Source organism: Streptomyces sp. NPDC002476 (genome assembly GCF_042889785.1).
Lineage (GTDB): Bacteria > Actinomycetota > Actinomycetes > Streptomycetales > Streptomycetaceae > Streptomyces.
Window position 1 is genome coordinate 121,140 of record NZ_JBIARH010000008.1, and the last position, 23,365, is coordinate 144,504.

A 23,365-nucleotide genomic window follows, 5' to 3' on the forward strand; every position below is an offset into this window, starting at 1 on the left:
ACCGTGGCGGCCGATGCGGTCAGCCACCTGCTTCCGGAAGCGGGGATCCGCGCCATCGGCGCGACGGAAACGGTCTGACGGCCAAGGTGACCACGGCTGACCGGCGAAGGTCAGCCGGACGAAAGAAGCCTCAGCCCATCCACTCGGGCAGGCAACGTCAAGCCTGGCCATGCGCCATCAGGGCTGTGTGAGGCAACGCCAGTACACCGCCCGGACCGGCGAACTCCGCGGACAACGACTCAAAGTGGCTTTTGACCTCGGCGATGACCACCGGGTCCTGACTCGTCACAATCTGGCCGATCGTCGCCACTCCGGCGGCCGGTCCGTGCCACCACTCCTCCAGTGTCGTCCGGTGGTCCCAGGTCAAGGTGTCGCAGAGGACCTCCGTCAGACCCGCCTCACCGAGCAACGCGGCGAAGCCCTGCTCAGTACGGGGGAAGTCGTCCTCGGGAGCAAGAGCCGGCAGGTGAGCTGGACGGGTGATGCCTGCCGCCTGGACCGCCCTACCCAGCAGGGCCTGCCCGGCGGCCGTGGGAACCGCCCAGATGGTGACGGCTATCCGCCCGCCAGGACGCATCACCCGTCGCAACTCCCTCAAGGCTTCCCGAGGCCGTCCGACATGGTTGAGAACGAAGTTTCCGACCACGGCATCGAACTCGTCGTCGGCGAACGGCAAGCAGGGCAGAGCAGCAAGCCGCACGTCAGCTTCCGGAGCCGCCAGCGCGGCCCGGGCGACCATGCCGGGTTCGGCATCCACCGCCGTCACCTTCGCGCCCCGCTCACATGCAACTGCGGCGGCGGTGCCCGTGCCCGTCCCCACATCGAGGACCCGTACACCCTCCCTGACCCCGGCAGTGTCGAGGAGCCCAGGCACCGGATAGGCGCAGAGTTTGGCAAAACTCGCAGCATAGGCGTCAGCCTGCCCCGCCCACGCCCGCCGCTCGGACTCATCAAACGCCGTCTGCACTGCTCGTCCCCTCCCCGTAACAGCCACCGCCGCGACAACAAACCGGCGGACCCCGACGCTAACCCATAGATGATCAACAGCGACCGGGGATCAGAAGCACGCACTCACCGTCCTGCACGAGCGTGCCCCGCACGGGCGGCAAGGGCAGCCAGGACTGCCCGTGATGCTGCCTCGACGGCTCTCTCGTGGGCGCGCTGCCCGATGGAGGCTCGGACGCGACGTTCGAACCACCGGTGAAGGGCCACCGCCGTGCACGCTCGTGACAGCGCGCCCGAGAACGACGAGGCCAGGACCCCGGAGCAACAGGCGGAGCGGGGCGGGGAACGGCGGACTCCGCAGCCCGCGGGGCGTGGCGGCCGTACCCTCGACGCTCGATCCGTTCAGCGGTTGCAGCGCGGGGCGGGCAATGCTGCCGTGTCACGGCTGCTGGCTGCGCAGCGTCCGGCGCGGTCACCGGTCGGTCGGGGGCCGGCGGGCCCGCAGGGCCTCGGGGGCCCGGGGAATCGGGCGCCGGCTGGCCCCCCTGCTCAAGGGCAGACGTACGGCGGGTCTGCGCCGGACCGGCAGGAAGCCGTTCCCGGGACCTCGCCCGGCGCTGCCCCGGGGATGGGCGATTTCGGCGCGGAGGAGGGCGCGGCCCACGCCTCCGAAGCGCGCCCCGACGCCCCTCGTGCCGTCATGAGGCCGCCGAGCGACGAGAAGGCGGCGCGGCCGGATCGGCCGGCCGCGGAGCCCGTCCTGCCCGCACGGCTCCCGGACGGTGGTGCCGCGGCCGCCTCGGCCACCGCGGACGCGCGCAAGGGCGAACTGGAGTCGGCCCGTAAGGGAAAGCGGCCGGGCTCGTCGCTGCTGAAGGAACAACGCGCGGCGGACCCGAAGGCCACGGAGGGGGGCCGGGCGCGGCGGGGGGTGCAGGGGCCGGATCCGGACGGCGTACCGGCGCATGGCAGATCCCGAGGACAGCAGGGGGAAGGGCAGTCGGGGCAGGACCCCGGCAGGCCGGACAGGGGAGGCCAGGAGGGCGGAGGCGGCGACGGGGGCGGGGTCGGCTTCGTGGAGCTGGACGTGGAGCCGCTGCTGCCACCGCTGTGGGGGCAGTCACCGCAGGAGCACGAGGCGGAGGTGCAGGACTACAAGCAGGGGCTGGCGCGGGACCGGAGAGCCGGGAAGGAGAAGGTTGCCGCGTTCGTCAGCGGTCGCCGGGCGAGAGCGGGCCGACTGGCAGCGCTCGGGCCCCAGCTGACCGGGCAGGTCAATGGTGCCAAGGCGACGGCGCTGGCGGAGATCAGGTCCGCCGAGACCTCCGGTGCGGAGGCGGTGCGGGTGGCCGTGCGGCGTGCCAGGGCGAGCGTTCAGGCACAGGCGCGGGCAGCCCGTGGCCAGGTGGAGGCCCGTCACGCGGCGGCGGTCGCGGCGATGGGGACAGCGGTCTCGGGCGCGCGGACCGCGATGGACGGCGGAGCCCGTACGGCGGATCAGGCCGTCACCGGCAAGCAGAACGATCAGCTGTCGGCGCTCGGAGACCTCTACGCCCGTACGGAACAACGGATCCGGGACGCCGCCACGCACGCGGGGGACCTGGCGGTCGGCGAGGCCAGGAAGCGGGCCGAGCAGTACCGCGCCAAGATGATCCACCGCGATGACAATTTCTGGGACGGTCCGCTGACCGACAACCGCTGCAAGGCAAGGGCGGATGCCGCCAAGGCGGTCGGCGACGGGTACAAGGAGCAACTGCCCAAGGCTGCGGATGAGCCCATCGGCGACATACGAAAAGGCCGGCCGGACGCCGAGAACACGGTCCGCGAGATCTCCGACGACGTCCGCAAGAGTCTGGACTCGGTGCTGAAGCAGAGTCAGCAGGGCCTGGCCGATGCGCACCGACAGTCGGCCGGGAGTGCCGACGACGCCAAGGCGGGTGCGCTGCAGGGGATCGGCCGGGCGGTGAGTTCCGCAGAGGCGGGTCTGGCCCGGTTGGAGACGTCGCAACTGGCGGCGATCCGCGCGCAGGCGGCGCAGCAGCGGCAGGCCGCCGAACGCCAGGCCGCCGGTGTCAACGCCGCGATCGGCCAGAGCCTGGCTGCGGCGCGGGCAGGGCTGGACCGGAGCCTGCGGGAGTTCGTACGGATCCTCGGCACGGACGAGGCGCCCGATCCCGACCAGCTGGAAGAGGTGTTACGGGACACCGGCGACCGGATCGACGAGCGGTTGGAGGGGACGGCCGAAGGGCTGCGGGCGCGGGCCGCGCAGGCCGGGCAGTCGCTGGCGGCGCTGGGGGAACGTACGGCGTCGGGGATTTCGCAGACCTCCTCCGCCGCGGCGCGGTCCGCGCAGCAGACCGCGACGTCCACCGGGCAGACGCTGACCACCACCGCCACGCGGACGGCGAGTGGGCTGCGGCAGGTCCAGCAGTACTTCGCCGAGACCGCCAAGACCATGCGGAGCGGTCACGAGGACGCCAACAAGCAGGTACTGCAGGGGCTCGACAAGGCGTACACCGAACTCTCCGGCAAGTTCAAGGAGGGGGCGGACGGGCAGGTCGAGGCCGTCGCGGAAGGCCTGGAAAAAGCGGCCACGGGGACGGGGAAGGACGAGATCCATCCGAAGATCACCGAGGAGGCGGACAAGGCAGCCGCCAAGGTCAAGCCGCGCTGGGTGTCCGTCCTCGTCGTCGTCCTGGTCATCGTCGTCGTCATCGCCCTGACGCTGGTGCTCGGGCCCTTGATCATCGGGCCGATCGGGGCGCTGGCCGGGGCGATGGGGGCGAGTGCCGCCGCCGCGGGGGTGATCGGAACGGTCGTCGGCGGAGCCATCGTGGGGGCGGTGGCGGGGGCCGTGGGCCAAGTGGTGAGCAACGTCTGTTACGGCCTGCCGCCGCTGGAGGGGGTCGGGAAGGCGGCCCTCTTCGGGGCGATCGGCGGGGCGATCGGCGGCGGCGTGTCGGCGGCCGTCGCCAGGACCGCGCTGAGTACGGGGGTCCGCGTCGGTATCGAGATGACGGTCGAGGCGGGGGTCGAGGTCGGCCTCGGCGCCGCGGACGCCGCCATCACCGGCCAGAGCTACACCTTGCGGGACGCGCTGATCGGCGTGGCCACGTCGGTGGCGGTCACCGGCGTGATGGCTCATCCACGCGTGCGAGCCATGACCGAACGGGTCTCCACGAGCGTGACGGCCGGCCTGGGCAAGCTCGGCGTCGAAGTTCCCAAGCTCCCCACGGATGTCAAAACCCCCGACGTGCCCGACGCCCCCGACGTCAACGTCCCCAAGGCGCCCGGCGTCGATGTGCCCAACGCCCCGACCGGGCCCAGGCCGGACGGCTCAGGCCCGGCACCCGGCGGCACTCCCGGGGCCAAGCCCGATGTCGACGGTCCCGGTCCCAGGCCCGGCGGTGACGCCGGCGGCAGCCCGCAGCCGGGCCGCGGCCCCGGCGGTGCCACCTCCTGGGACGGCTCCAGCCTCGACCCCACCGGAGGCAAGGGCAGTGCGGACGGTCCCGTACGCCCTCGCGACGAGGCCGACATCGAAGCGGAACTCCGCAGAGTGCTCGGCCCGTTGGGCGACCGGGTCGATGTCAGGATCGACCCCGAACTGCCCGGCCGCACCGTCCGCGTCCACTACGACATCGACGACAACGGCCTGATCACCAACGTCCGCATGGCCGTCGGCCCCTCCGCCACCCCCACCGACATCCGCCTCCACGCCCCCACCGCCCGCACGATGATGCGCTACGGCGGCCTCTCCGGACGCGTGCGCCAACTCCTTCGCCAGGTGACCGAATGGGTCGGCATCCACGGCTCCCCGCCCGTCGGCTCGATGGCCTGGGAGGCCCGCCTCGAACTCCGCAAGCTCCCCGCCGTCATCGCCGACCGCGCCCGCGCCTACGCCGATGCCGACCCCGCCGCCCGCTCCGAACTCGAAGCCGAACTGAGCTTCCTCATCCAGCAGGTCAACACCCACGCCAACACCCTCAAGGAATGGAATCTGGACCCCGGGCGAGGCTATGTCGCCGCGGACAGCGAGGGGCTGAAGGCAGCCAGGAACCTCGGCTACACCGAAGCGGACCTGCCGGACGGTCATGTCTGGCGCCAGCCCAAGGACAGACCGCTGGAGCTCGTCCAGAACGATACCTCGACAAAGAAGCACTGGTTCATCCCGCCCACCGACGAGAATCCGCTCGGCAGCATCGTCGACCAGAAGCCGGAGACCGCCGCCAACCCCAAGCCGCGGTTCGATGCCGACCCGTCCATCACGCGGGAGGAGGCATTCGACAAGCTGGGCGGCAATGATGAGAGCAAGCCGTTGGGCAAGTTCATCAAGGTGCTCAAGGAGAATGGAGTCATCGGCTCGGAGGCCGATTTCATCGCGAAGATGCCGGATCCGGCGGGTCGCCTTTACGACGACGTGCGGCATGTCGCGAAAATAGACTTCGCGAAACAGCTGGCCGAAAAGGTCGAAAGTCACGCCGATCTTCTGCGTATCAGCAAGGAGCTGCACGGATCCGACCGCGGACCCCTGGGTGAGGCCTGGTACGAGAAGAATCACGCGCCCGACGGAAACTCCCAGGTCGTGATCGCCAAGGACGCCGTCGACGGTGTCACCCTGGAAAAACCTCGACGGCTCGACCTCGTCGAGGACGACACCATCGTGGAGATCAAGAACATCTCCAAGTACGACAAGGAAATAGAAAGTCAGCTCAATGACTTGATCAAGATACCCGGGAAAGATATATCGGTGGGTGGAGAAAGACGGTCGATCAATCTCGTACGGGTGGCTTTCCTGGATCCGCAGGGAGTGAACAGCAACGCGTCCTGGCTCTTCAAGTTCCTCAAGGCCAACGGAGAAGCGGATCTCGAACTCCAAGTGTTCAATGCCCGCGGGGATCCCCGGTTGCTCACCCCGGAGGACTGGAATTCCTTGGACTTCAGTACTGCGGCGGGGCGTGACTTCAAGGCATGGTTGGACGGCAGTACGGCCGAGGCAACGGGAGGCGGACAGTAGATGCTGGAACGGATCACGGTGGCGCTGGAGACCCCGGACGCGAGCGCGGCGGCTCACGCCCTGTGGGAGCACCGGCTGTGGGGCGACGCACAGGTGCCGCGTGAGGTCGACATCGACTCCCGGAGCGCACGCCCCTCACCGGACTGGATCGAGCGCTTCGCGGGCAAGGGGGACACCGTCGCTGCGTACTTCGACGAGAACGCCGAGCACCACCTCATCATGCGCGCCGACGGATACGTCGACGCCACCTTCGACTTCAAGGGCGGCCCGGCCGAGGTGATCGGGCTGCTGAGCGAGCTGCCCTTCCGCGTCGCGTCGTTCAAGACACTCCATGCGCAATGGCGCACCCGTGGCCCGCTGTTCTACCGGGCGCCCGGCTTCGGCGGACATCACCTCCGGCACGGCTGGGCCTGTGCCTTCCAGGGCTCCGGGCACCGCTCGCTGGTATCTCGCCGCTGGCTGGACCAGGACTGCTGGCGGCTGCACCACGGACCGAACGACACCACCCTCGTGCAGTTCCACGATCTGGACCTCGACGCGTCGGCCGCACTCCAGCAGGCGAAACCGGCACACCTGCGTATGGGCATCACGGACGAAGGGGGTTACTTGCAGGAGCCGTACGTCTACGACAAGGACATCCGTGGCTTCTACGACGCGGAACGCCGGGTGCTGGAAGTCGTCGTCCTCGGACGGGCCGTATCGCCGGTCGAGATGCGCGACGCCTGCGCGGTGCGACGTGATCAGGCGCTCGGTCCTGACCAACCGGTCGACAACGTGGCCTTCGTCTTCATGGATCCGGACGAGGCACGCGCCCATCTGCCCCGGCTCTGGCCGTACGAGTTGGAGTGCTGGACCATCGTCGACGAGGTCAAGACCCGACTGGATACCGAAGAGCCGCCCGAAGGAGTGAGTGTCTGAGATGAGTTCCGACACGGATGGCGCGGAGACGGCGGATCGCTTTCTGAAGTCGTTGCGGGCGCTGATGGTCGCATCCGCGGCGCAGGGGAGTGATGCCCGGCGCGTACGGGAGGAGGCGCTTGCCGCCATCGGTGAGTGGTCGGGCACGCCCGGTGCGGCGGGAGGGGACGTCGATGTCTCGCACATCCTGCGGGGGATCACCGCCGGGGACCGGGAACTGCTCGGGAACGCCCTGCAAGTGATCGACGCGTGGGTGCGGGAGCCGGGGGAGGAGAGCGGGAAGCGGGTGGATGACGTGATCGCGCGGGTGCGGCGGGAGTTGGGTCCGCTGATTGCGCGGGACCGGGAGGCGGAGGAGTCTGCGGAGCGGGAACGGCTGGGGAACGAGATACGGGGGGCCATTTCCCGGCGGCTCCGGGAGGCCGGGGCCGTGCGGTCGGATGATGAGTAAGGGCTGTCCCGTAATCCGTGGCGGGCGCGCGACGACAGCTGCGGCACCTCGCCGCGTTGTCGGAACGTCCGCATACTGCCAGTATGCGGACGCCCCTCCGCCTTGCGATGCACCACATCCGACGCCGCACGCTGATCCGCCACGGATTACGGGACAGCCCTTAGCTGACGGCTTGCCTCCCGGAGCTCATGGGACGGTGGTCTCGGAGGGCGGTGGCCAGGGCGAGTCCGTCCCCGAGGCGGCGCAGAGGTAGGGCGAGCCGGTCGCCGTGTTCAGCGGCACCGTTTCGAACAGCACAGCACAACACAACGCAGCACAGCGTGACACAGGACGGCACAGCACAGCACAACACAGGGCAGCACAACGCAGCACAGGACAGCACAGTGACCCCGGAGCCGGACCGATTCCGTGGTTGCCGCGCAGGCCCGGGAGGGGAAGGCCGCGGTGCTGCCCATGGCGGGCCACTTCTGCGCGGGCGACTGCCGCGTCCGCACCGTCGTCGGCGTCCGGCCGTGCCGACGGCGCACGATGGGGGCGGGACCCCGCCGAGAGGTCCCGCCCCGTCTTCAATGGATCATGTGGCAATGGGCCATGCGACCGGGCTCAGAAACGGTCCGGTGCACGTTCCGGGAGCGGAGACCCGGGCAGCACGTCCCGCTTCTGGTTCTTCCGACCCTCCGCGTTCGAGTCGGCGGTCGCCTCGCAGGTCACGTCCTTCGCCGGGAGCTTGCCGTCGAGCAAGTAGCCGGTGACCGTACCGTCCGTGCACGCGTTGCCGTTCGGGTAGACGCCATGGCCCTCGCCGCCGAGGACGGTGACCATTTTCGAGCCCTTCAGGGCCGCGTGCAGGGCCTGACCGCTGGGCAGCGGGGTCTGCGAGTCCCACTCGTTCTGGACGACCAGCGAGCCGACCTTGTTGTTCACCCTGGTCGCCGGTTCCACGGACTTGTCCCAGAACGCACAGGGCTTGATGCTGGACGCGAAGTCACCGAAGAGCGGGTAGCGGCCCTTGTCCTCGATGGCGTCCTGCCGGTAGCTCTCAGGATCGCGGGACCACGCGGCCGAGTTGTCACCGCACACCACGGCCCAGAAGCTCGCCGTTATGTTGTCGGACGGCACCTCGGCGGCGGCATCGGCGGCGCCCGCAGCTCCGGCCTGCCCGGATCCGGTGAACGTCGCGAGCTTCTTCGCGGAGGCGGGCTGGCCGGCCGCGGCCTTCTTCAGCTCCACGAACGCCTCGGTGGCGTACTCCGGGCTGAAGACCGCCCCCCGCATACCGCTTCGGATGTCATCACCGGTGGTCGGCTGCCCGTCCACCTCGATGGGCTCCTCTTCGGCCTGCGCGACCAGGTCCCAGAAGGTCCGGTCGACCTCCTTCGGGGTGTCACCGAGGCCGTACTTCTCCGAACGCGCGGCGGCCCACTCGGTCCACCGGTCGAACGCGGGCTCGGCGCCTTCCGCCCACCACTGGATCATCCCTCGCCAGGCGCGCGCCGGATCGACCGCACTGTCCAGCACGAACCGGTCGGCCCGGCCCGGGAAGAGCTGGGTGTAGACAGCGCCGAGGTAGGTGCCGTACGAGTAGCCCACGTACGAGATCTTTTTCTCACCGAGGATCGCCCGGAGCAGATCCATGTCGCGCGCGGTGTTGCGCGTGGTGATGTGCGGGAGCGTGTCGCCCGCCTTCTCCCTGCACTTGTTCGCGACCTCGCGCGCCCAGGTGACGTCCTTGTCGAACATCTCCTCCTTGTACGGCCGCAGCCAGCTCTCCTCCTCCGGCTCCAGATCGCAGGAGACCGGGCTGCTCAGTCCCACACCGCGCGGGTCGAAGCCGATGAGGTCGTACTTCTGCTGTACGGACTCGGGGAGGCTCTCCTGCATCTCCAGCGGCATGTAGAGCCCCTGTCCCCCCGGGCCGCCGGGGTTGGAGAACAGGACACCGTGCCGCTTGTCCGGCGCGGTGCTCTTGATCCGGGATATGGCTAAGTCGATTCGCTTGCCGCCGGGAACCCGGTAGTCCAGCGGGACCTTGATCGTGGCGCACTCGAACTCCGCCGGAGTGTCGGCATCGCACCGCTTCCACTGCGGCTTCTGCTTCACATACCGGTCCAGTGCGCCCGTGGCGGCGGACGAGGAGGCGGTCGACGTGGTGGCTGCCGTGGCGGCGGTGGCCGTCGAGGTGGCGAGCGCGGGAGCCAGCGTGGCCGTGATACTCACGGCCAACAGGGGCGCGAGACGTCGTCTGCGCACGATATCGATCCTTCCGGTCGTATGTTCGGACAGGAAAGATCATTCAGGAACCGGTCACGCATGCGGATCCCCCGCCGGGCTGCACCTCCCCTCCACCCTGGGAATGACACAACAGCCTTGGTTGGTCCTTGAGTTGTACGGGGCCGGGCCGCCTGCAGCGACGTGGCGAACAGTGCCGCCCGTCGAAAACGAACCTGGAACGCATCGACGGCCGCCTATCGCCGGGTGCGCCGACCACTGACGCCGCCGCGGGCGAGGGAACCGCTACTGGACGGTGTCCGGGATCCAGGAGCCGTGGATCACGGCCGGGACGCGGCGCGGGAGGTGGACCATGGCCACCGGGGGCAGGTCCAGATCGGAGGCGTCGAGCACGAGCAGCCGGGAGCTGTCCGTGTTGAGGTCGCTGACGACGGTCAGGAGGTACCCCCCGTCCTCCTCCATGGCCGCACCGGCCGGGACGAACACCGCCTCGCTGGGGAGCCGCCCGGTGCCGAACGGCTTGATCTGCCGGGCGCCGGTCGCGCGGTCGTACTTGACCAGCGCGTGCGTGCCGAGATCGTCGGGGAACGACAGCGCGTACTGGTAGCGGTGCTCGCGCCCGGTGAACGCATCGTTGATGGTGGGGAATTCGACCGTCAGGTCGTCGGTGTGCTCCTCCGTGACCCGGATCCGCGCGGCCCCGCCCTCGGCCCGGGGCATCACGCCGATACGGGTGGGCTGGGCGTCGCTCCAGGCGTACGGGATGCCGGAGTGCTCGGACAGGTCGAAGGCGACCGATCCCTCCAGGAAGACGACGTGGCTGGGTGGTGGTCTCGTCGGTGGTGGGGGAGCGCCCGGCGGCGCGGCGGGACAGCAGCGGGGTGAGGGCTGCGGCCGTGCCGGCGAGCAGAGCCGCCAGGTGGAAGGCCGCGCGGTATCCGTCGGCGAGCTGCGCCGGGCCTCCGGCCGAGCCGCCTCCGTCGGCGGCGGTTGTCGCGGTGACGGTGGTCGCGAGGGTGCCGAGCAGGGCCAGGCCCACGGCCCCGCCGAGCTGACGCGTGGTGTTCACCAGCCCGCCGGCCACTCCGGCGTCCGCCGGGCGGACCCCGCTGACCGCTGCGCCGGTGAGCTGGACGAAGGCGATGCCGAGCCCGAGGCCGAGAAGGACGGTCGGACCGGCCAGCCCGGCCAGGCCGGTGCCCGGTGTGCTGAGACGGGCCAGCCAGAACAGTCCGGCGGCCAGGGCGAGGAGGCCGGCGGCCAGGGTGCGGTACGGTCCGTGCCGGCCGGCCAGGCGCGGGGCCAGGGTGGAGCCGAGCATGTTGGCCGCGGCGAGCGGGACCTGGGCCAGGCCGGCGGTCAAGGGGCTCGCGCCGAGCACCTGTTGCTGGAGCAGCGTCAGGAAGAAGAACAGTCCGGCCCAGACGGCGCCGAGCAGGGCCATCAGGAGGTTGGCCGGGGCGACGAGCCCCTGCCGCAACAGTCCGCGGGGCACCAGCGGGTCCGGGTGGCGGCGCTCGGCCCGCAGGAAGAGGAGCGTCAGGAGTCCGGCCGCGGCGAGCGTCCCGAGGACGTACGGGTTGGCCCAGCCGGGGCCGCGGGCGGCCGTCAGCCCGTGGACCAGGGCGACGATCGCAATGGTGACGGACAGCGCACCGAGGAGGTCGGCCCGGGGCCGCCCGGCACCCCCACGCGGCTTGCCTGGTCCGCCCGGGCCCGGGGGGCCTCCCGGAACACCGGTGCCGGCGGTACCGGCCGGGAGCAGGCGGAGGGCGGCGGCGAGGGCGAGGACCGCGCCGAGCGCGCAGACGTGGAAGATCCAGGGCCAGCCGAACGCCTCGGTCAGCACTCCGCCGAGCAGCACCCCGGCCGCCCCGCCCGCCCCTGAGACGGCACCCCACACGCCCAGGGCGCGGGCCCGGCCGGCGCCCTGCGGGAAAAGCCGGACGACCAGCGCGAGCGCTGCGGGAGCAGCCGCGGCGGCTCCGACTCCCTGGGCGGCGCGGGCGCCGATGAGCAGCCACGGCGTGCCCGCCAGACCGGCCGCCGTCGAGGCGGTGGCGAAGAGGCCCAGCCAACATCCTGCAGGACCCCAAGGCGCTGGAAGTGGCGCACGAGTGCGTTGCCCGGGGAGAACAGGCCCGGGTCTTCCCCGATGTCGCGCTGAACGTGCTGGTCTGTGACGACCGTTTCGCCGTGGTGTCCGTCGCCGCCCCGAACCGTACGGGACACCACAGTGTCGTCGTGCGGCCGTCGGGGCTCCTGGACGGGCTGATCGGCGTCTTCGAGTCGTACTGGCAGATCGCCGTACCGCTCCCACTGGTCGGTGAGGCCGTCAAGGGCGAGGCGACCCCCGAGGGGCGGCGGCTTCTGAGCTACCTCAGCGCCGGGCTGACCGACGAGTCGATCGCCCGTGAGCTCGGGGTGAGCGAGCGCACCGTCGCCCGGCGCATCGCCCGACGGTCCGGTCCACGCGCTTCCAACTGGTTCGACCGCACCTGCCCTCATCCGCGACGGGCGGTGGCGCCGGCCAGGCGGCGGGCAACATCGGGATCATTCCTTCAGCCCGGTGTGACCCGAGCGATGACCGGCAGGTGGTCGCTGCCGGTGGGCGACAAGGTGCGGATCTGGCGGACCGTCGCCGAGCGGGCCATGACCTGGTCGATACGCGCCATCGGGAGGGCGGCGGGGAAGCTGAAGGCGAAACCTCGCTCCGCTGTGTTCATCCGTGAGGTGAGCGGGGCCAGCCCACGGTCTTCGACGGTGCCGTTGAGATCGCCGAGCAGGAGGACCGTCTTCAGCTTCTCGGCAGCGATGGCCCTGCCCAGCAGAGCGGCGCTCTCGTCCCGCCGGGAGGACGCAAGGCCGCTCGCGCGGACGCGGACGGAGGGCAGGTGCGCGACGTACACCGCGATATCGCCGTGCGGGGTGTGGACCACGGTCCGCAGCCCGCGACTCCACGTCTCTGTGATCCTCTGGGGTTTGATGTCCACCAGCCGGGTAGCGGTCAGCGGATGCTTCGACCAGAGTCCGACGGTGCCCCGGACCGCGTGGTACGGGTAGTTCGGGGCGAGGGTTCGCGAGTACACCGCCAGTGCCGGGGGCACCAGCTCCTCCAACCCGATGAGGTCGGGCCCGGCGCCGGCCAGGGCGCGGGCCGTTCCCGCCGGGTCGGTGTTCTCGTCGCCGACGTTGTGCTGCACGACGACCAGGTCGTTCCGGCCGGGAGCCGCCGCGGGCAGCAGCAGCCCGCCGAAGAGGTGCGTCCAGGCAACCGTCGGCAGCAGCAGCGCCACCAGCGTGGTCACTGAACGGCGCAGCAGGGCCAGGACGAGCAGCACCACGACCACCAGGCCGAGCCACGGAAGGAATGCTTCCAGCAGACTGCCCAGGTGGCCCACGGAGTTGGGCACCGCCCGGTGGAAGGCCATGAGCCCGGCCGTCAGCACCGCGAACACGGCGGGCACCCGCCCCCGTCTCCCGGCCGACCGGCACCCTGGATCCCGCTTCGTACTCCCACCCGCGGCCCGCGGCCCGGATCGGCATCGCGTCCACCGGGCCACTGCTGCCTGCTGCTCCACCATGGCGTCCCATCCGCTTGACCTTGCTGTTCAGGACGAGGCATGAGGGAAATCAGTTTCGACAGCCCCGCTCCCGCCGCTCCGGCCCCGGTGCGGTCGGGGGACGGGTGTGTTCGGAGACGGCGGGCCCACGGACGACGCAGAGGACGGCGCGGCGGGTTCGGCCCTCGCGTGTCGACGACACGGCCGAGTGCCGCATCGGGCAATGCTCGTCGGGTGCCGCATCGGGCAACGCCCGCTGTGTCAGCGGGGAGGGCTATCCTCTGGTGGTCAACCGCGTTCCATCAGCAGGAGGTTCGAGACCCTCATGCCTGCGTCGTCCCGTGACTCGATGCTGGAACTGCTCTCGGCCGACGGCCCGGATCCGGACCATGCCGAGGCGATGATGCTCTACGGCAGGCTGGTCGGAACCTGGAGCATCAGCAACCGATACCGGTACCCCGATCGGCAGTGGCGTACCGCAGAGGGTGAGTGGCGCTTCGGCTGGGCCTTGGGCGGCCGGGTGGTGCAGGACGTGCTCTTCTGCCCGGAGTTCCACGATCGGTACCCCGGCACCACCATCCGCATGTACGACATCATGACCGGTTTGTGGCAGATCACGTGGATCTCGCCGAAGCTTCCGTCGTGCTTTTCCCAGATCGGTCGGCCTGACGGCGCTGGTGGGATGATCCAGGAGGGTACCGACTCCGACGGCAGACGCTCGCGGTGGACGTTCACCGACGTCACGGCGACCTCGTTCCGCTGGCAGGGGTTCAGCGCCGGCCTCGACGGCGAGTTCGAGTTGTTCCAGGAGATGCACGCGACACGCGGGTAGCGCAGCATCCGCGACGGCGCCGGCCACCGCAGCACCTTCCCGCGACTCCGGAGGACTCCTGCCGGGCGTTCGCCAGGGCCCTTGCCGCCGGTAACGGCCCGGCTCTGTGCGCGTTGATCCATCCCTCCGCACAGAGCGAGTTCCTCTCCTCTGCCAACAGGGCCAACGACCGAAGGGCGGAGACGTGCGAGGGCGCGGTCTTCACGTACGCGAGCGAGCGAACCCTGTCGCCGGTACCGAAAGGCGTGGAGATTCCGATCTTCGGGAAAGTGGCCTACGCCAACAACGTGTGGGCGGGCCTGGAAAAGTGCCACGAGACCGGAGACGGCGGTTTTGACACGAATGCGGCTTCCCTCGCCTGGAAGAAGCAGGCAGGCGGCTGGATCATATCCGACGTCGACATCTGGCTCGGCTGCGCAGGTCGAGCCGGTCCGCCGTGGTCCGAGGAGCGCTGTCGTGCCGGGCGGCTTCGCATACGCGCTCCTTCGGCGGCCTGGCGGACAGGTTCGACCACGTTCGCGAGATCACGGAAGCCCTGGTTCTGGGCACCGAGGGAGTCATCGATGTGCCCCCGGACCCGCGGTACGTCACGCGGCTCGCCATGTACGGGACCGTGACCCCGAGCCTGTCCCTGCTGAACGACCGTCGGCTCGACGTGGTCGTGGCCGCCGCAGCCCCGCTCGGGTCCGGCCCCCGAAACGCAGCGCGTCCACCAGCACGGCCGGGGCGTGCTCTTCACCGAGCCGCAGCATGCGGCGGGTCGCCGACGCGATGCGGATCCGTCGCAGCCACGAGGCGTGCATTGTTCCTGAGCGATCGGAGACGGAATTCTGAACATCCCCGCCTGGCCCATGACCTGGCTGTTGCCGCCACCACGGTCACTTGCATCACCACAGTCACTTGCATCACCACAGTCACTTGCGTCACCACGATGGGCACAGCTGCGGCACACGCTGTGACCTCGAAGCGGCAACCGGGCCTGAGGGTCCCATGCCGCCAGGCGTGGCGGTCGAGGTCTCGTCGTCACATGGTGAAGACGAGACTGACGTTGTGTCCGCCGAACCCGAACGAGTTGGCCAGCGCAGCAGACCACTGACCGGTGCGCCGCTCACCGCGCACCACGTCCAGTTCCACGCGCGGGTCGAGTTCGTCGAGGTTGCGCGTGGCCGGCACCGTGCCGTCCCTGAGCGCGAACAGAGCGGCCATGGCGCCAACCGCTCCGGACGCGCCCATCATGTGGCCTGTCATCGACTTCGTCGCCGTCACCGCGGCGTGGCCGCCGATCACCCGGCCGACCGCCTCGGCCTCCGCCAGGTCACCGGACTCCGTCGAGGTGGCGTGGGCGTGCACGACCCCGATGTCCGCCGGGGTCAGACCGGCGTCGCGCAGGGCCAGTTCCATGGTGAAGGCCTGGCCTTCCGCGTCGGAGGCCGTGATGTGGTTCGCGCTCGAACTCACGGCACTGCCGGCCAGCGTGCCATAGGCACGTGCTCCACGGGCCCGGGCGAATTCGGCGCGTTCGAGCACCATCATCCCCGCGCCCTCGCCCATCACGAACCCGGACCGCTCGACGTCGAACGGGCGGGACACGGTCTCCGGGGCCACGGACCGCGTCGACAGGGCCTTCATCTGGGCGAATGCCGCGATGGTGAAGGGGTGCAGGCATGCCTCCACCCCACCTGCGACGACCACGTCCGCCCGCCCGCCGCGGATCAGATCCTGCCCCAGGGCTAGGGCCTCGGCCCCGGACGCACAGGCACTCACCGGAGTCCTGGCGCCTCCCTTCGCGCCCAGGTCCATGCTCACCCAGGCAGCCGGCCCGTTGGGCATCAGCATGGGGACCGCGAACGGTGACAGCCGGCGAATCCCGGCGCGTTCGAAGACGTCGTCCTGCCCCAGCGTGGTGAGGACACCACCGGTTCCAGTGCCGATGACGACGGCGCATCGTTCCGGCTCGACCTGCGGAGCACCGGCGTCCTGCCAGGCTTCCCGCGCACTGAGGATGGCGACCTGCTCACCGCGGTCCAGCTTCCTGGCCTCGGCCCTCGGAAGCAGGGAGGCAGGGTCCACCGTGAGCCCGGCCGCAACGTGCACGGGCAGATCCACGGCCCACTCCTCCTCCAGGAAACGCACCCCCGACTTACCGTCCAGCAGCCCCGACCACGACGACGGCGCATCGGCTCCCAGTGGCGTCATCGCACCGACGCCCGTCACCAGCACACGACCGTTACGAGTCACACGAGCCTCCTTGAATTGTATGAATGCTACATACTTCCTGACGTGCCCTCACGTGGATCATGCCAGCGTCGAGAAGAGAAATCAGGGTTGGAGTCGATCGATTTGAGAGCGGGACATTGTCCTATTACGACAATCGATGGCGAGATTCCGCATGCGCGTCGGGCGGCACCAGGGCGTACGCGACCGGTACGGAGGCATGGGCTGATGCAGGCAGTGGCGGGGTGCGCCGGGGTGTGGGCGAGCCGGTAGACGCGTCCGGCATGGAGCGCACCGGGCGAGGCCCGGGAACTCCGCGCGTCGGGCCGGAGGCGTCGGCGCGGAGGGGCCCCGGATCAGCCGGCCCGATGCGGGCGCGGCGTGAAGACGAATGGGGCGCGGGTCCGGGCCACCAGGTCACGGAGGTCCTCGAGCGTGCCGGTGAGGGCACCGGCCGTCCGCGCCTGCACCAGCACGTTGCCGAGCGCCGTGGCCTCGACGGGACCGGCCAGCACCTTGCGGCCCGACCGGTCGGCCAGACGTCGGCACAGCAGCACGTCGAGCGAGCCACCGCCGACGACGTGGATCCGGTCGATCCGCTCACCGGACAGCTCCTGGGTGCGCTCGACGGCGTCGGTGAACGCCTGCGCGAGACTCTCCAGGACGGCACGGACCAGGGACGGCCGGTCCGCGGGCGCCGGCAGCCCGCGCTCGTCGTACCACTGCGCGATGCGCCCCGGAAGGCCGCCAGGCAGTCTCCGCCCAGTACCTTCGAAGCGAGATGCGCGAAGGAGGGAAAGCGGTGGTCAGGCAGTGGGCCGCACGGGACAGGCCGTCTCGGCGGCCAGGCGCCGTAGGGCGGCTTCGGCCAGCAGGACGAGGGAGAGCACCGCGATCGCGGGCTGCAGGGGTGCCCAGTAACTCAGTGCGCCCGAGGCCCCCAGCAGGAGCAGGACCACCTTGTTGCAGACAGGGCAGCCGACGGCGAGGAAGGACAGCACCGCGCCGGCCGACCCGAGCGAACGCCCGGTTGCGTCGTCACGGCGCGAGACGGGCCGGGTTCGCACATAGGTGGCGAACACCACGGCCGACAGCACGCCGGCGAGGACGAGCACCGGGTAGTTCCACCACACCGGCGGCACCGAGCGGGAGAACAGCGGGGTCGGGATGAGGGCGGTGGGTACACCCAGGAGCAGGACCGCCACTGGTGTGGCCGCAGCCAATGCGGCATATCGGCGTCGGGGCCAGCAGCGCAGGGCGGCCCACGCCGCACGGGGGGAGCGGGAGACAGACAACGGACGACTCTTCCGGTTGAACGGGGTGACAGGGACGCGCGGAAACAACGCGCGGGTCTATACCCGCCGTACGGAGAGTTCGGTGAGGTCGGGAGGAGACGGTCGTGGCCCGGAGTACCGGACACCCGCGTGCCCGGGGCCCCGCACCGGAGGTGTCATTTCATCGGCCTGCGCCGGCAGAGCACGCTCGAGCAGTGCACCGCACCGCAGGTGCTCCTGCTTCGGCTGAATCTTCTTCAGGCACGACGCCTTTCCTGCGGAGACAGGTGCGTCGTGACTGGCGTCGTCCAGCGTCTCGTGACGTGGCGCCACGTGCAGGTCGGCAGCCGTCGAGGAGGGTGTCGCCCGGAACGCGGGCGGGGAGACGGTCGTGGCGCAGAACAGTGCGGCCAGCAGGGTCAGCAGCGCGAGGGCGGCGCCCATGGTGCCGTGCCGCTCGCGAAGCATCGCCGTTCCCCCGTCCCTCGGTCTCGACACCATAGCCCAGGCGCCGCCGGGAGTATCGACGCCGGAGCCACGCGCGTCACGAGAGACGGACCGGAGAGCACACCCTTGTGCCGACGGAGGGCCACGTGCCCTATGACGGCCGGTAGGACTTCCGCATCGGTCACGAGGGCGTCAGCCGTCGTGCCTGGGCTTCGGCCACCTCGGGCTGCCCGAGATCCGCGCCGAGCACCACCTGGACAACCCGGCCTGCGGCCGCGTCCTTCTCAAGGTGGAGAGTTGACGGGGGAAGCCGTCGGCGGCCAACTGCTTGACGGCTGCATCGATGTCAGGAGCCGCCTGCAGCCGCAGTGGCACCCTGGAGGATCAGGCCGGCCACGGCGTCGGGGCGGGCGATGAGAGACACGTGGCAGGAGTCGATCTCCTGCGTGTGGGAGTGGGCCCGTTGGGCCTCGAAGCGCTCCTGCTGGGGGCTGATGGTCATGTCCTGCCGTCCCACCAGGGCCCAGGACGGAATCTCCTTCCAGGCCGCGACCTTGGCCGTCTCGGAGAACGCGGTCGTGGCCGCCGGGCGCTGGGTGACACCCAGCAGGTTCGCCTGGTCCTTTGGCAGGCAGTTGGCGAAGACCGGGTGGACCTTGTCCCGCTTGAGGTACAGGTCGGTGCCGTCGGCGTCGGCCGTCCGATAGGGCACGGAGTTCGTGGCGGTGCCCAGGGCGCTGGGGAAACGGGCGGACAGCGACATACCGCTCTCACCGACGTCGGGCATCTGCGCGTTGATGTAGATCAGGGATTTGACCTGGGGGTTTCCCGCCGCGGCGGTACTGATGACGGCACCGCCGTAGGAGTGGCCGGCCAGTACGATCGGGCCTTTGATCGTCTTGAGGACGGAGGCGATGTACGCGGAATCGCCGTACAGGCCGCGCAGCGGGTTGGCCGGGGCCATCACGGTGTAACCGCGGCGCTGCAGCCGCTCGATCACCCCGTTCCAGCTGGAGCTGTCCGCGAAGGCGCCGTGGACCAGGACGACGGTCGGCTTGGCGGCGTCCGCATCACCGTTCGCTGCTGCCGGGGCTGTGCTCAGCGCGGACAGGGCGGTGACCGCGCACCCTGCCGTTGCCGTCGCCACGCGCAGCGCTCTGCTTCGGAGCAGTGAGCCGTGTATCGCGGGTACTGTCATGTCGACCTCGCTCTCGATAGGGGCCTACGGCACCTCAGCGTTCACGCGGTGGACCGAACGGGCCCGGCAACGGCATCCAAGCGGGTGACTTCGGCGAGGCATCGGAGCGACATCCCGCATCAGCCGTGGTCGCCCCGGCCGGTCTCGGGCTGCCGCGCCTGTGGGTTGCTGGGCCCACGCCGTCTTCCCCCGCCTGTCCCAGGCCGTGTGTTCACGGTGCCGCCCGCCGTGCGACGGCACTGCGAACACACGGCCCGGCGGGGCGTTCGCGCTCACCGTGGCCGAGATCGGGATCGAAAACGGCAAGAGCGACGACGTGCACGTCGTCCCGTCCTCGCCGACGCGGATGCCGGCGCTCGATGCCGCCATGAAGCGCGACCTCGCGGGGCCGTCGACTCCGCCGGTGTCCTCGCACTCGGCGTCGGACTTCCCGCACCGCACCTCGATGCGCGGATCTGCCTCGCCCGAGCACAGGGGGCTTCCTGCAAATGAAATTGCGATGTACGGTTCTGCAATCGCGCTTGCAGCGCGCTGCGTCTCGTACCCGGGAGCAAGACCTGTGTCCGCATTGCAGAACCACGACCCCGCCGACCGCGACGGCCAGTGGCTGGGCGACGCCCTGCCCGATGTGTCGCTGTCCAAGGCTCAGGCCCGGGTCGTCGACGTCATCGTCCGCAATCCGCAGCTGGCCTCGTACGCGGAGATCGCGGAGATCGCCGAGCGGGCGGACGTGAACAGTTCGACGGTGGTGCGGGCAGCCCAGACGCTGGGCTACCGGGGCTGGCCGGATCTGCAACGCGAGTTGCGGGCCCGCTACTTGGTGCACATCTCCACCGAGGAGACCCTGACCGAACACGGCGAGCACCGCAGCCCGCTGCACGACGCGCTCACGCACGACATCGAGAATCTGCGCCAGACCCTGGAGAGCAACTCCGCCGCCGACGCGGAGGCGGCCATCGCCACGCTGGCCTCGGCCCGGTCGATCCTGGTGGTCGGGGTCGGCTCCTTCGCCGGACCGGCCAGTGTCATGGCGCACCTCGGCTCCACCATGGGCTACCCCATCACGCTGGAGCACCGGGCCGGCGTCCATCTGGCGACCGCCGTCAACTGCCTCGGTCCGGGTGACGTGCTCGTGGTCGTCAACATGTGGCGGTCCACGAAACAGATCATCGTCGCAGCCGACGCGGCCCGTGCGGCGGGCGCCACGGTGGTGGCGATCACCGACATGCGGCGCGGCCGGCTCGCCACCTCCATCGCCCACCATCTGCTGATCGTGCCGTCGGAGGGCATCTCCTTCTTCCAGTCCGTCACGGCCGCCACCTCGGTGGTCTACGGACTCCTCGCCGGCATGCAGACGGCTCAGCCCGAGCGCAGCCGTGCCGCCATCCGGCGCACCCAGCAACTCTGGAAGGACCTGGACGTCTACCTCGACTGAACCGTTCCCCCCGTCGCATCGCGTGGACGCCCGATCCGGTCCGCGCGGTCGGCGACGCTCCGCAGCACGGCCCACATCGGGCGGCGCGCCCCACCGGCTGCCGCCGCCGTACCGCACACGCTCCCTCGTCGCCCGACCGGTGCCGCCTTCGGAGCGCCGGTGGCCCACCTGCCTTTCACCGCACCCCCTTCACCGCCCGCGTGCGAGCGCCGACCGCGCCGACGCGCCCGCCCCGGCCACCCCTCCCCAAGGTCCGCCGGGGCCCATCCGAACACCGTCTCTTTCTCCCCCGGCTCTTTCTCCCCCGGACCGACGAGGCCCGTCCCCCGGCCTCGCTCGTGTCCGTACGCACGTCCCCTCACGTCCGTACGCACGTCCCCTCATGACAGGAGCACTGATGAGCAAGCACATCGCCGTCGTCGGCCTCGGCTCGATGGGCGGTGCCATGGCCACCGCCCTGCTGCGGGCGGGGTGGCAGGTGCGCGGATTCGATCCGGCGCCCGCCGCCCGGTCCGCCGCCGCGAAGGCGGGTGTGGAGGCCGTCGAGGACCTCGACCAGTTGGCCGGCACGCCCTATGTGGTCCTGTCGCTGCCCTCGGCTCGCGTGGTCGAGGCGACCGTGCCCGCTCTGCTGGCGCGGCCGGGCACGCTCGCCATCGTCGACACCACGACGTCGGAGCCGGGCACGTCCGCCGAGTGCGCGGCCCTCGCGGCGGACAAGGGCGCGGCCTTCGTGGACGCACCCGTCTCGGGCGGCCGCGACGGCGCGGCCGATGGCCGGCTCGCCGCGTTCGTCGGCGCCGACCCCGACGCGCTCGACGCGGCCCGGCCCGTCCTGGACGCACTCACCGGCGGCCGGTACCGCCACCTCGGCGCCCCCGGCTCCGGAAACGTGGTCAAGCTCCTCAACAACGCCCTTGCGGCGGTCAACCTGGTCGCGGTCGGCGAGGCCCTCGCCGTGGCGAAGGCATACGGCGTCGATCCCTCCGCCGCCGCGGCGGGCATCAGCGGCGCGTCCGGCGCCAGCAAGGCGTCCGCGGCCATGTACCCGGACTGGGTGCTCACCGGCACCTACGACTCCGGTTTCGCCCTGGGACTCATGGCCCGAGACGCCGCACTCGCCGTGGAGACCGCCGGGCAGCGCGGTGAGACCCCGCAGCTGCTGGCCGTCGCCGGCCGCGTCTGGCAGGAGGCCCTGGCCGAGCTCGGCCCCGGCGCCGACTTCACCGAGATCGCCCGCACCGTAGCCCCCTCCCTCACCTCCGAAGGAGCCACCGAAGCATGAGCACCACCACCTTCCCGACGGACCTGAGCACGTCCGGCGCCGTCACTGCCCGCGCCGCTCTCGACGCCGCTTTTCCGCAGGGCCTGGGCTCGTTCGTCGACGGTCGGGTCGTCACCGGCCGCGGCGAGACCGTGCACCTCACCGCCGCCGCGACCGGAGAGGGCTTCGCCGACTACGCCGACGCCGGGGCCGAAGGGGCCGACTCCGTGCTGGCCTCCGCCGTCCGCGGGGCCGAGGTCTGGGCCGCGACCGACCCGTTCGAACGGGCCGCGATCCTGCGTGAAGTCTCCCGGACCATCGGCGAGCACACCGAGGAACTCGCCCTCCTCGAATCCGCCACCACCGGCAAGCCCGTCCGCGACACCCGCGCCGAGGCCGCCAAGGTCGCCGAGATGTTCGGCTACTACGCGGGATGGGCGGACAAGCTGCTGGGCCACACGATTCCCGTCCCGGGCAACTGGCACACCTACACCGAGCGGGTCCCCTGGGGCGTCGTGGTGGCCGTCACCCCGTGGAACGCGCCCCTGTTCACGGGCGGCTGGAACTCGGCCGCACCGCTCGCGGCCGGCAACGCCGTCGTCGTCAAACCCAGCGAGTTCACCCCCGCCTCCACACTGCGGCTGGCCCAGCTGGCCCACCGGGCGGGGCTGCCGGACGGCGTGTTCAACGTCGCCACCGGCCTCGGCTCCACCGTCGGCGCCGCCCTCACCGCCGACTCCCGGGTCGGCAAGGTGTCGTTCATCGGCTCGGTCGCCACCGGCCGCCGGGTGGCGGTCGCCGCAGCGGGCGCCGGTATCCCGACCGTCCTCGAACTCGGCGGCAAGAGCGCCAACATCGTCTTCGCCGACGCCGACCTGGACCGGGCGGCCGACGGCGCCGTGTCGGCCGTCTTCTCCGGAGCGGGCCAGTCGTGCGTGGCCGGATCCAGGCTGCTGGTGGAGCGTTCCGTGCACGCGGAGTTCATCGCACGTGTGGCCGAGCGAGCGTCCCGGCTGCGGCTGGGCGACCCCCTCGACCCCACCACCGAGGTCGGCCCCATCATCACCCGGCCCCAGTTCGGCACGGTCACCTCGCTGATCGAGGCCGGGCTCGCGGGCGGCGCCCGCCGGGTGACCGGCACACAGCTGCCCGACCGGCTCACCGACTCGCCGCTGGCGAGCGGACACTGGGTGCCGCCCACCCTGCTGGACGGGGTCACGCCCGCCAACCCGCTGGAGACCACCGAGGTCTTCGGACCGGTGGTCGGCGCCGACGCCTTCGACACCGAGGCGGAGGCCATCGCCCGCGCCAACGCCACGAACTTCGGCCTGGCCGGGGCGGTCTGGACCCAGGACGTCGCCCGCGCCCACCACGTGGCGCGCGCCGTGAAATCCGGCACCTTCTGGATCAACGCCTACAAGACCATTCACGTCGCGGTGCCCTTCGGCGGATTCGGGGACTCCGGACACGGCCGCTCCTCCGGCCCCGGAGTGCTGGACGAGTACACGCAGACCAAGGCCGTCTGGACGCCCACCCGGGCCGCCGGCGCCCCGTTCCCCTCACTGAGCTACTAGGAGG

At 70.8% G+C, this 23,365-nt stretch carries 16 protein-coding genes and 1 pseudogene; 7 read left to right on the forward strand and 10 right to left on the reverse strand.

The features are described from left to right. Positions 1–157 precede the first annotated feature (157 nt). Positions 158–967: a class I SAM-dependent methyltransferase gene (locus ACFYXM_RS12545; RefSeq protein ID WP_389288986.1), complete on the reverse strand. Its 810-nt coding sequence runs from the start codon at positions 965–967 to the stop codon at positions 158–160. Positions 968–1,645: 678 nt separating this feature from the next. Here ACFYXM_RS12545 and ACFYXM_RS12550 point away from each other — a divergent pair. Genes ACFYXM_RS12550 through ACFYXM_RS12560 form a run of 3 tightly spaced genes read left to right on the forward strand, consistent with a single transcriptional unit; the run spans position 1,646 to position 7,331 of the window. Then, positions 1,646–5,962 (forward strand): hypothetical protein, encoded by a 4,317-nt coding sequence (locus tag ACFYXM_RS12550; RefSeq protein ID WP_389288987.1) that lies wholly within the window; start codon positions 1,646–1,648, stop codon positions 5,960–5,962. Beyond that, positions 5,963–6,880: a hypothetical protein gene (locus ACFYXM_RS12555; RefSeq protein ID WP_389288988.1), complete on the forward strand. Its 918-nt coding sequence runs from the start codon at positions 5,963–5,965 to the stop codon at positions 6,878–6,880. It begins immediately after the preceding gene. A 1-nt stretch (position 6,881) separates the two neighbouring features. Beyond that, on the forward strand, positions 6,882–7,331 hold the full coding sequence (locus ACFYXM_RS12560) for a hypothetical protein (protein WP_389288989.1): 450 nt from the start codon (positions 6,882–6,884) through the stop codon (positions 7,329–7,331). A 603-nt stretch (positions 7,332–7,934) separates the two neighbouring features. Here ACFYXM_RS12560 and ACFYXM_RS12565 read toward each other — a convergent pair. From ACFYXM_RS12565 to ACFYXM_RS12580, 4 genes and pseudogenes are all read right to left on the reverse strand, one after another. Beyond that, entirely contained in the window at positions 7,935–9,581 is a 1,647-nt protein-coding gene (locus ACFYXM_RS12565; protein ID WP_389288990.1) for an alpha/beta hydrolase, read from the reverse strand. Positions 9,582–9,845: 264 nt separating this feature from the next. Further along, entirely contained in the window at positions 9,846–10,280 is a 435-nt protein-coding gene (locus tag ACFYXM_RS12570; protein ID WP_389288991.1) for a carotenoid oxygenase family protein, read from the reverse strand. A gap of 373 nt (positions 10,281–10,653) precedes the next feature. Then, positions 10,654–11,880 (reverse strand): annotated as a pseudogene (locus ACFYXM_RS12575) (MFS transporter); the annotation flags it as partial. A 241-nt stretch (positions 11,881–12,121) separates the two neighbouring features. Beyond that, positions 12,122–12,991 carry an endonuclease/exonuclease/phosphatase family protein gene (locus ACFYXM_RS12580; RefSeq protein WP_389289103.1) on the reverse strand — a complete coding sequence of 290 codons (870 nt, stop codon included), beginning with the start codon at positions 12,989–12,991 and terminating at the stop codon, positions 12,122–12,124. A 481-nt stretch (positions 12,992–13,472) separates the two neighbouring features. Between ACFYXM_RS12580 and ACFYXM_RS12585 the strand changes: the two genes are divergently transcribed. Further along, on the forward strand, positions 13,473–13,955 hold the full coding sequence (locus ACFYXM_RS12585) for a hypothetical protein (protein WP_389288992.1): 483 nt from the start codon (positions 13,473–13,475) through the stop codon (positions 13,953–13,955). A 1,023-nt stretch (positions 13,956–14,978) separates the two neighbouring features. Here ACFYXM_RS12585 and ACFYXM_RS12590 read toward each other — a convergent pair. The 5 genes from ACFYXM_RS12590 to ACFYXM_RS12610 all read right to left on the reverse strand — a co-directional run bounded on the left by ACFYXM_RS12590 (position 14,979) and on the right by ACFYXM_RS12610 (position 19,037). Further along, entirely contained in the window at positions 14,979–16,193 is a 1,215-nt protein-coding gene (locus tag ACFYXM_RS12590; protein WP_389288993.1) for a beta-ketoacyl-[acyl-carrier-protein] synthase family protein, read from the reverse strand. 332 nt (positions 16,194–16,525) lie between these two features. Continuing rightward, a complete protein-coding gene (locus tag ACFYXM_RS12595) occupies positions 16,526–16,924 on the reverse strand; it encodes an FGGY-family carbohydrate kinase (RefSeq protein ID WP_389289104.1) in 399 nt (132 codons plus the stop codon). Between the two features lie 51 nt (positions 16,925–16,975). Beyond that, positions 16,976–17,464 carry a hypothetical protein gene (locus ACFYXM_RS12600; RefSeq protein ID WP_389288994.1) on the reverse strand — a complete coding sequence of 163 codons (489 nt, stop codon included), beginning with the start codon at positions 17,462–17,464 and terminating at the stop codon, positions 16,976–16,978. A gap of 57 nt (positions 17,465–17,521) precedes the next feature. Then, on the reverse strand, positions 17,522–17,911 hold the full coding sequence (locus ACFYXM_RS12605) for a hypothetical protein (RefSeq protein ID WP_389288995.1): 390 nt from the start codon (positions 17,909–17,911) through the stop codon (positions 17,522–17,524). A 325-nt stretch (positions 17,912–18,236) separates the two neighbouring features. After that, positions 18,237–19,037: an alpha/beta fold hydrolase gene (locus ACFYXM_RS12610; RefSeq protein ID WP_389288996.1), complete on the reverse strand. Its 801-nt coding sequence runs from the start codon at positions 19,035–19,037 to the stop codon at positions 18,237–18,239. Between the two features lie 610 nt (positions 19,038–19,647). Between ACFYXM_RS12610 and ACFYXM_RS12615 the strand changes: the two genes are divergently transcribed. The 3 genes from ACFYXM_RS12615 to ACFYXM_RS12625 all read left to right on the forward strand — a co-directional run bounded on the left by ACFYXM_RS12615 (position 19,648) and on the right by ACFYXM_RS12625 (position 23,361). After that, positions 19,648–20,523: a MurR/RpiR family transcriptional regulator gene (locus ACFYXM_RS12615; protein WP_389288997.1), complete on the forward strand. Its 876-nt coding sequence runs from the start codon at positions 19,648–19,650 to the stop codon at positions 20,521–20,523. A 397-nt stretch (positions 20,524–20,920) separates the two neighbouring features. After that, positions 20,921–21,808 (forward strand): NAD(P)-dependent oxidoreductase, encoded by an 888-nt coding sequence (locus ACFYXM_RS12620; protein ID WP_389288998.1) that lies wholly within the window; start codon positions 20,921–20,923, stop codon positions 21,806–21,808. Next, the gene (locus ACFYXM_RS12625; RefSeq protein ID WP_389288999.1) at positions 21,805–23,361 is read left to right on the forward strand and encodes an aldehyde dehydrogenase family protein; all 1,557 of its coding nucleotides are present in this window, start codon (positions 21,805–21,807) and stop codon (positions 23,359–23,361) included. The genes ACFYXM_RS12620 and ACFYXM_RS12625 overlap by 4 nt, the downstream gene beginning before the upstream one ends. Positions 23,362–23,365 lie beyond the last annotated feature (4 nt).

Bases quoted from the DNA above. Each gene is read 5' to 3' on its own strand.
- ACFYXM_RS12570 (WP_389288991.1), bottom strand. From the start codon at position 10,280: ATGCCCCGGGCCGAGGGCGGGGCCGCGCGGATCCGGGTCACGGAGGAG.
- ACFYXM_RS12585 (WP_389288992.1), top strand. From the start codon at position 13,473: ATGCTGGAACTGCTCTCGGCCGACGGCCCGGATCCGGACCATGCCGAG.
- ACFYXM_RS12550 (WP_389288987.1), top strand. From the start codon at position 1,646: ATGAGGCCGCCGAGCGACGAGAAGGCGGCGCGGCCGGATCGGCCGGCC.
- ACFYXM_RS12580 (WP_389289103.1), bottom strand. From the start codon at position 12,991: ATGGCCTTCCACCGGGCGGTGCCCAACTCCGTGGGCCACCTGGGCAGT.
- ACFYXM_RS12555 (WP_389288988.1), top strand. From the start codon at position 5,963: ATGCTGGAACGGATCACGGTGGCGCTGGAGACCCCGGACGCGAGCGCG.
- ACFYXM_RS12605 (WP_389288995.1), bottom strand. From the start codon at position 17,911: ATGCTTCGCGAGCGGCACGGCACCATGGGCGCCGCCCTCGCGCTGCTG.
- ACFYXM_RS12560 (WP_389288989.1), top strand. From the start codon at position 6,882: ATGAGTTCCGACACGGATGGCGCGGAGACGGCGGATCGCTTTCTGAAG.
- ACFYXM_RS12625 (WP_389288999.1), top strand. From the start codon at position 21,805: ATGAGCACCACCACCTTCCCGACGGACCTGAGCACGTCCGGCGCCGTC.
- ACFYXM_RS12620 (WP_389288998.1), top strand. From the start codon at position 20,921: ATGAGCAAGCACATCGCCGTCGTCGGCCTCGGCTCGATGGGCGGTGCC.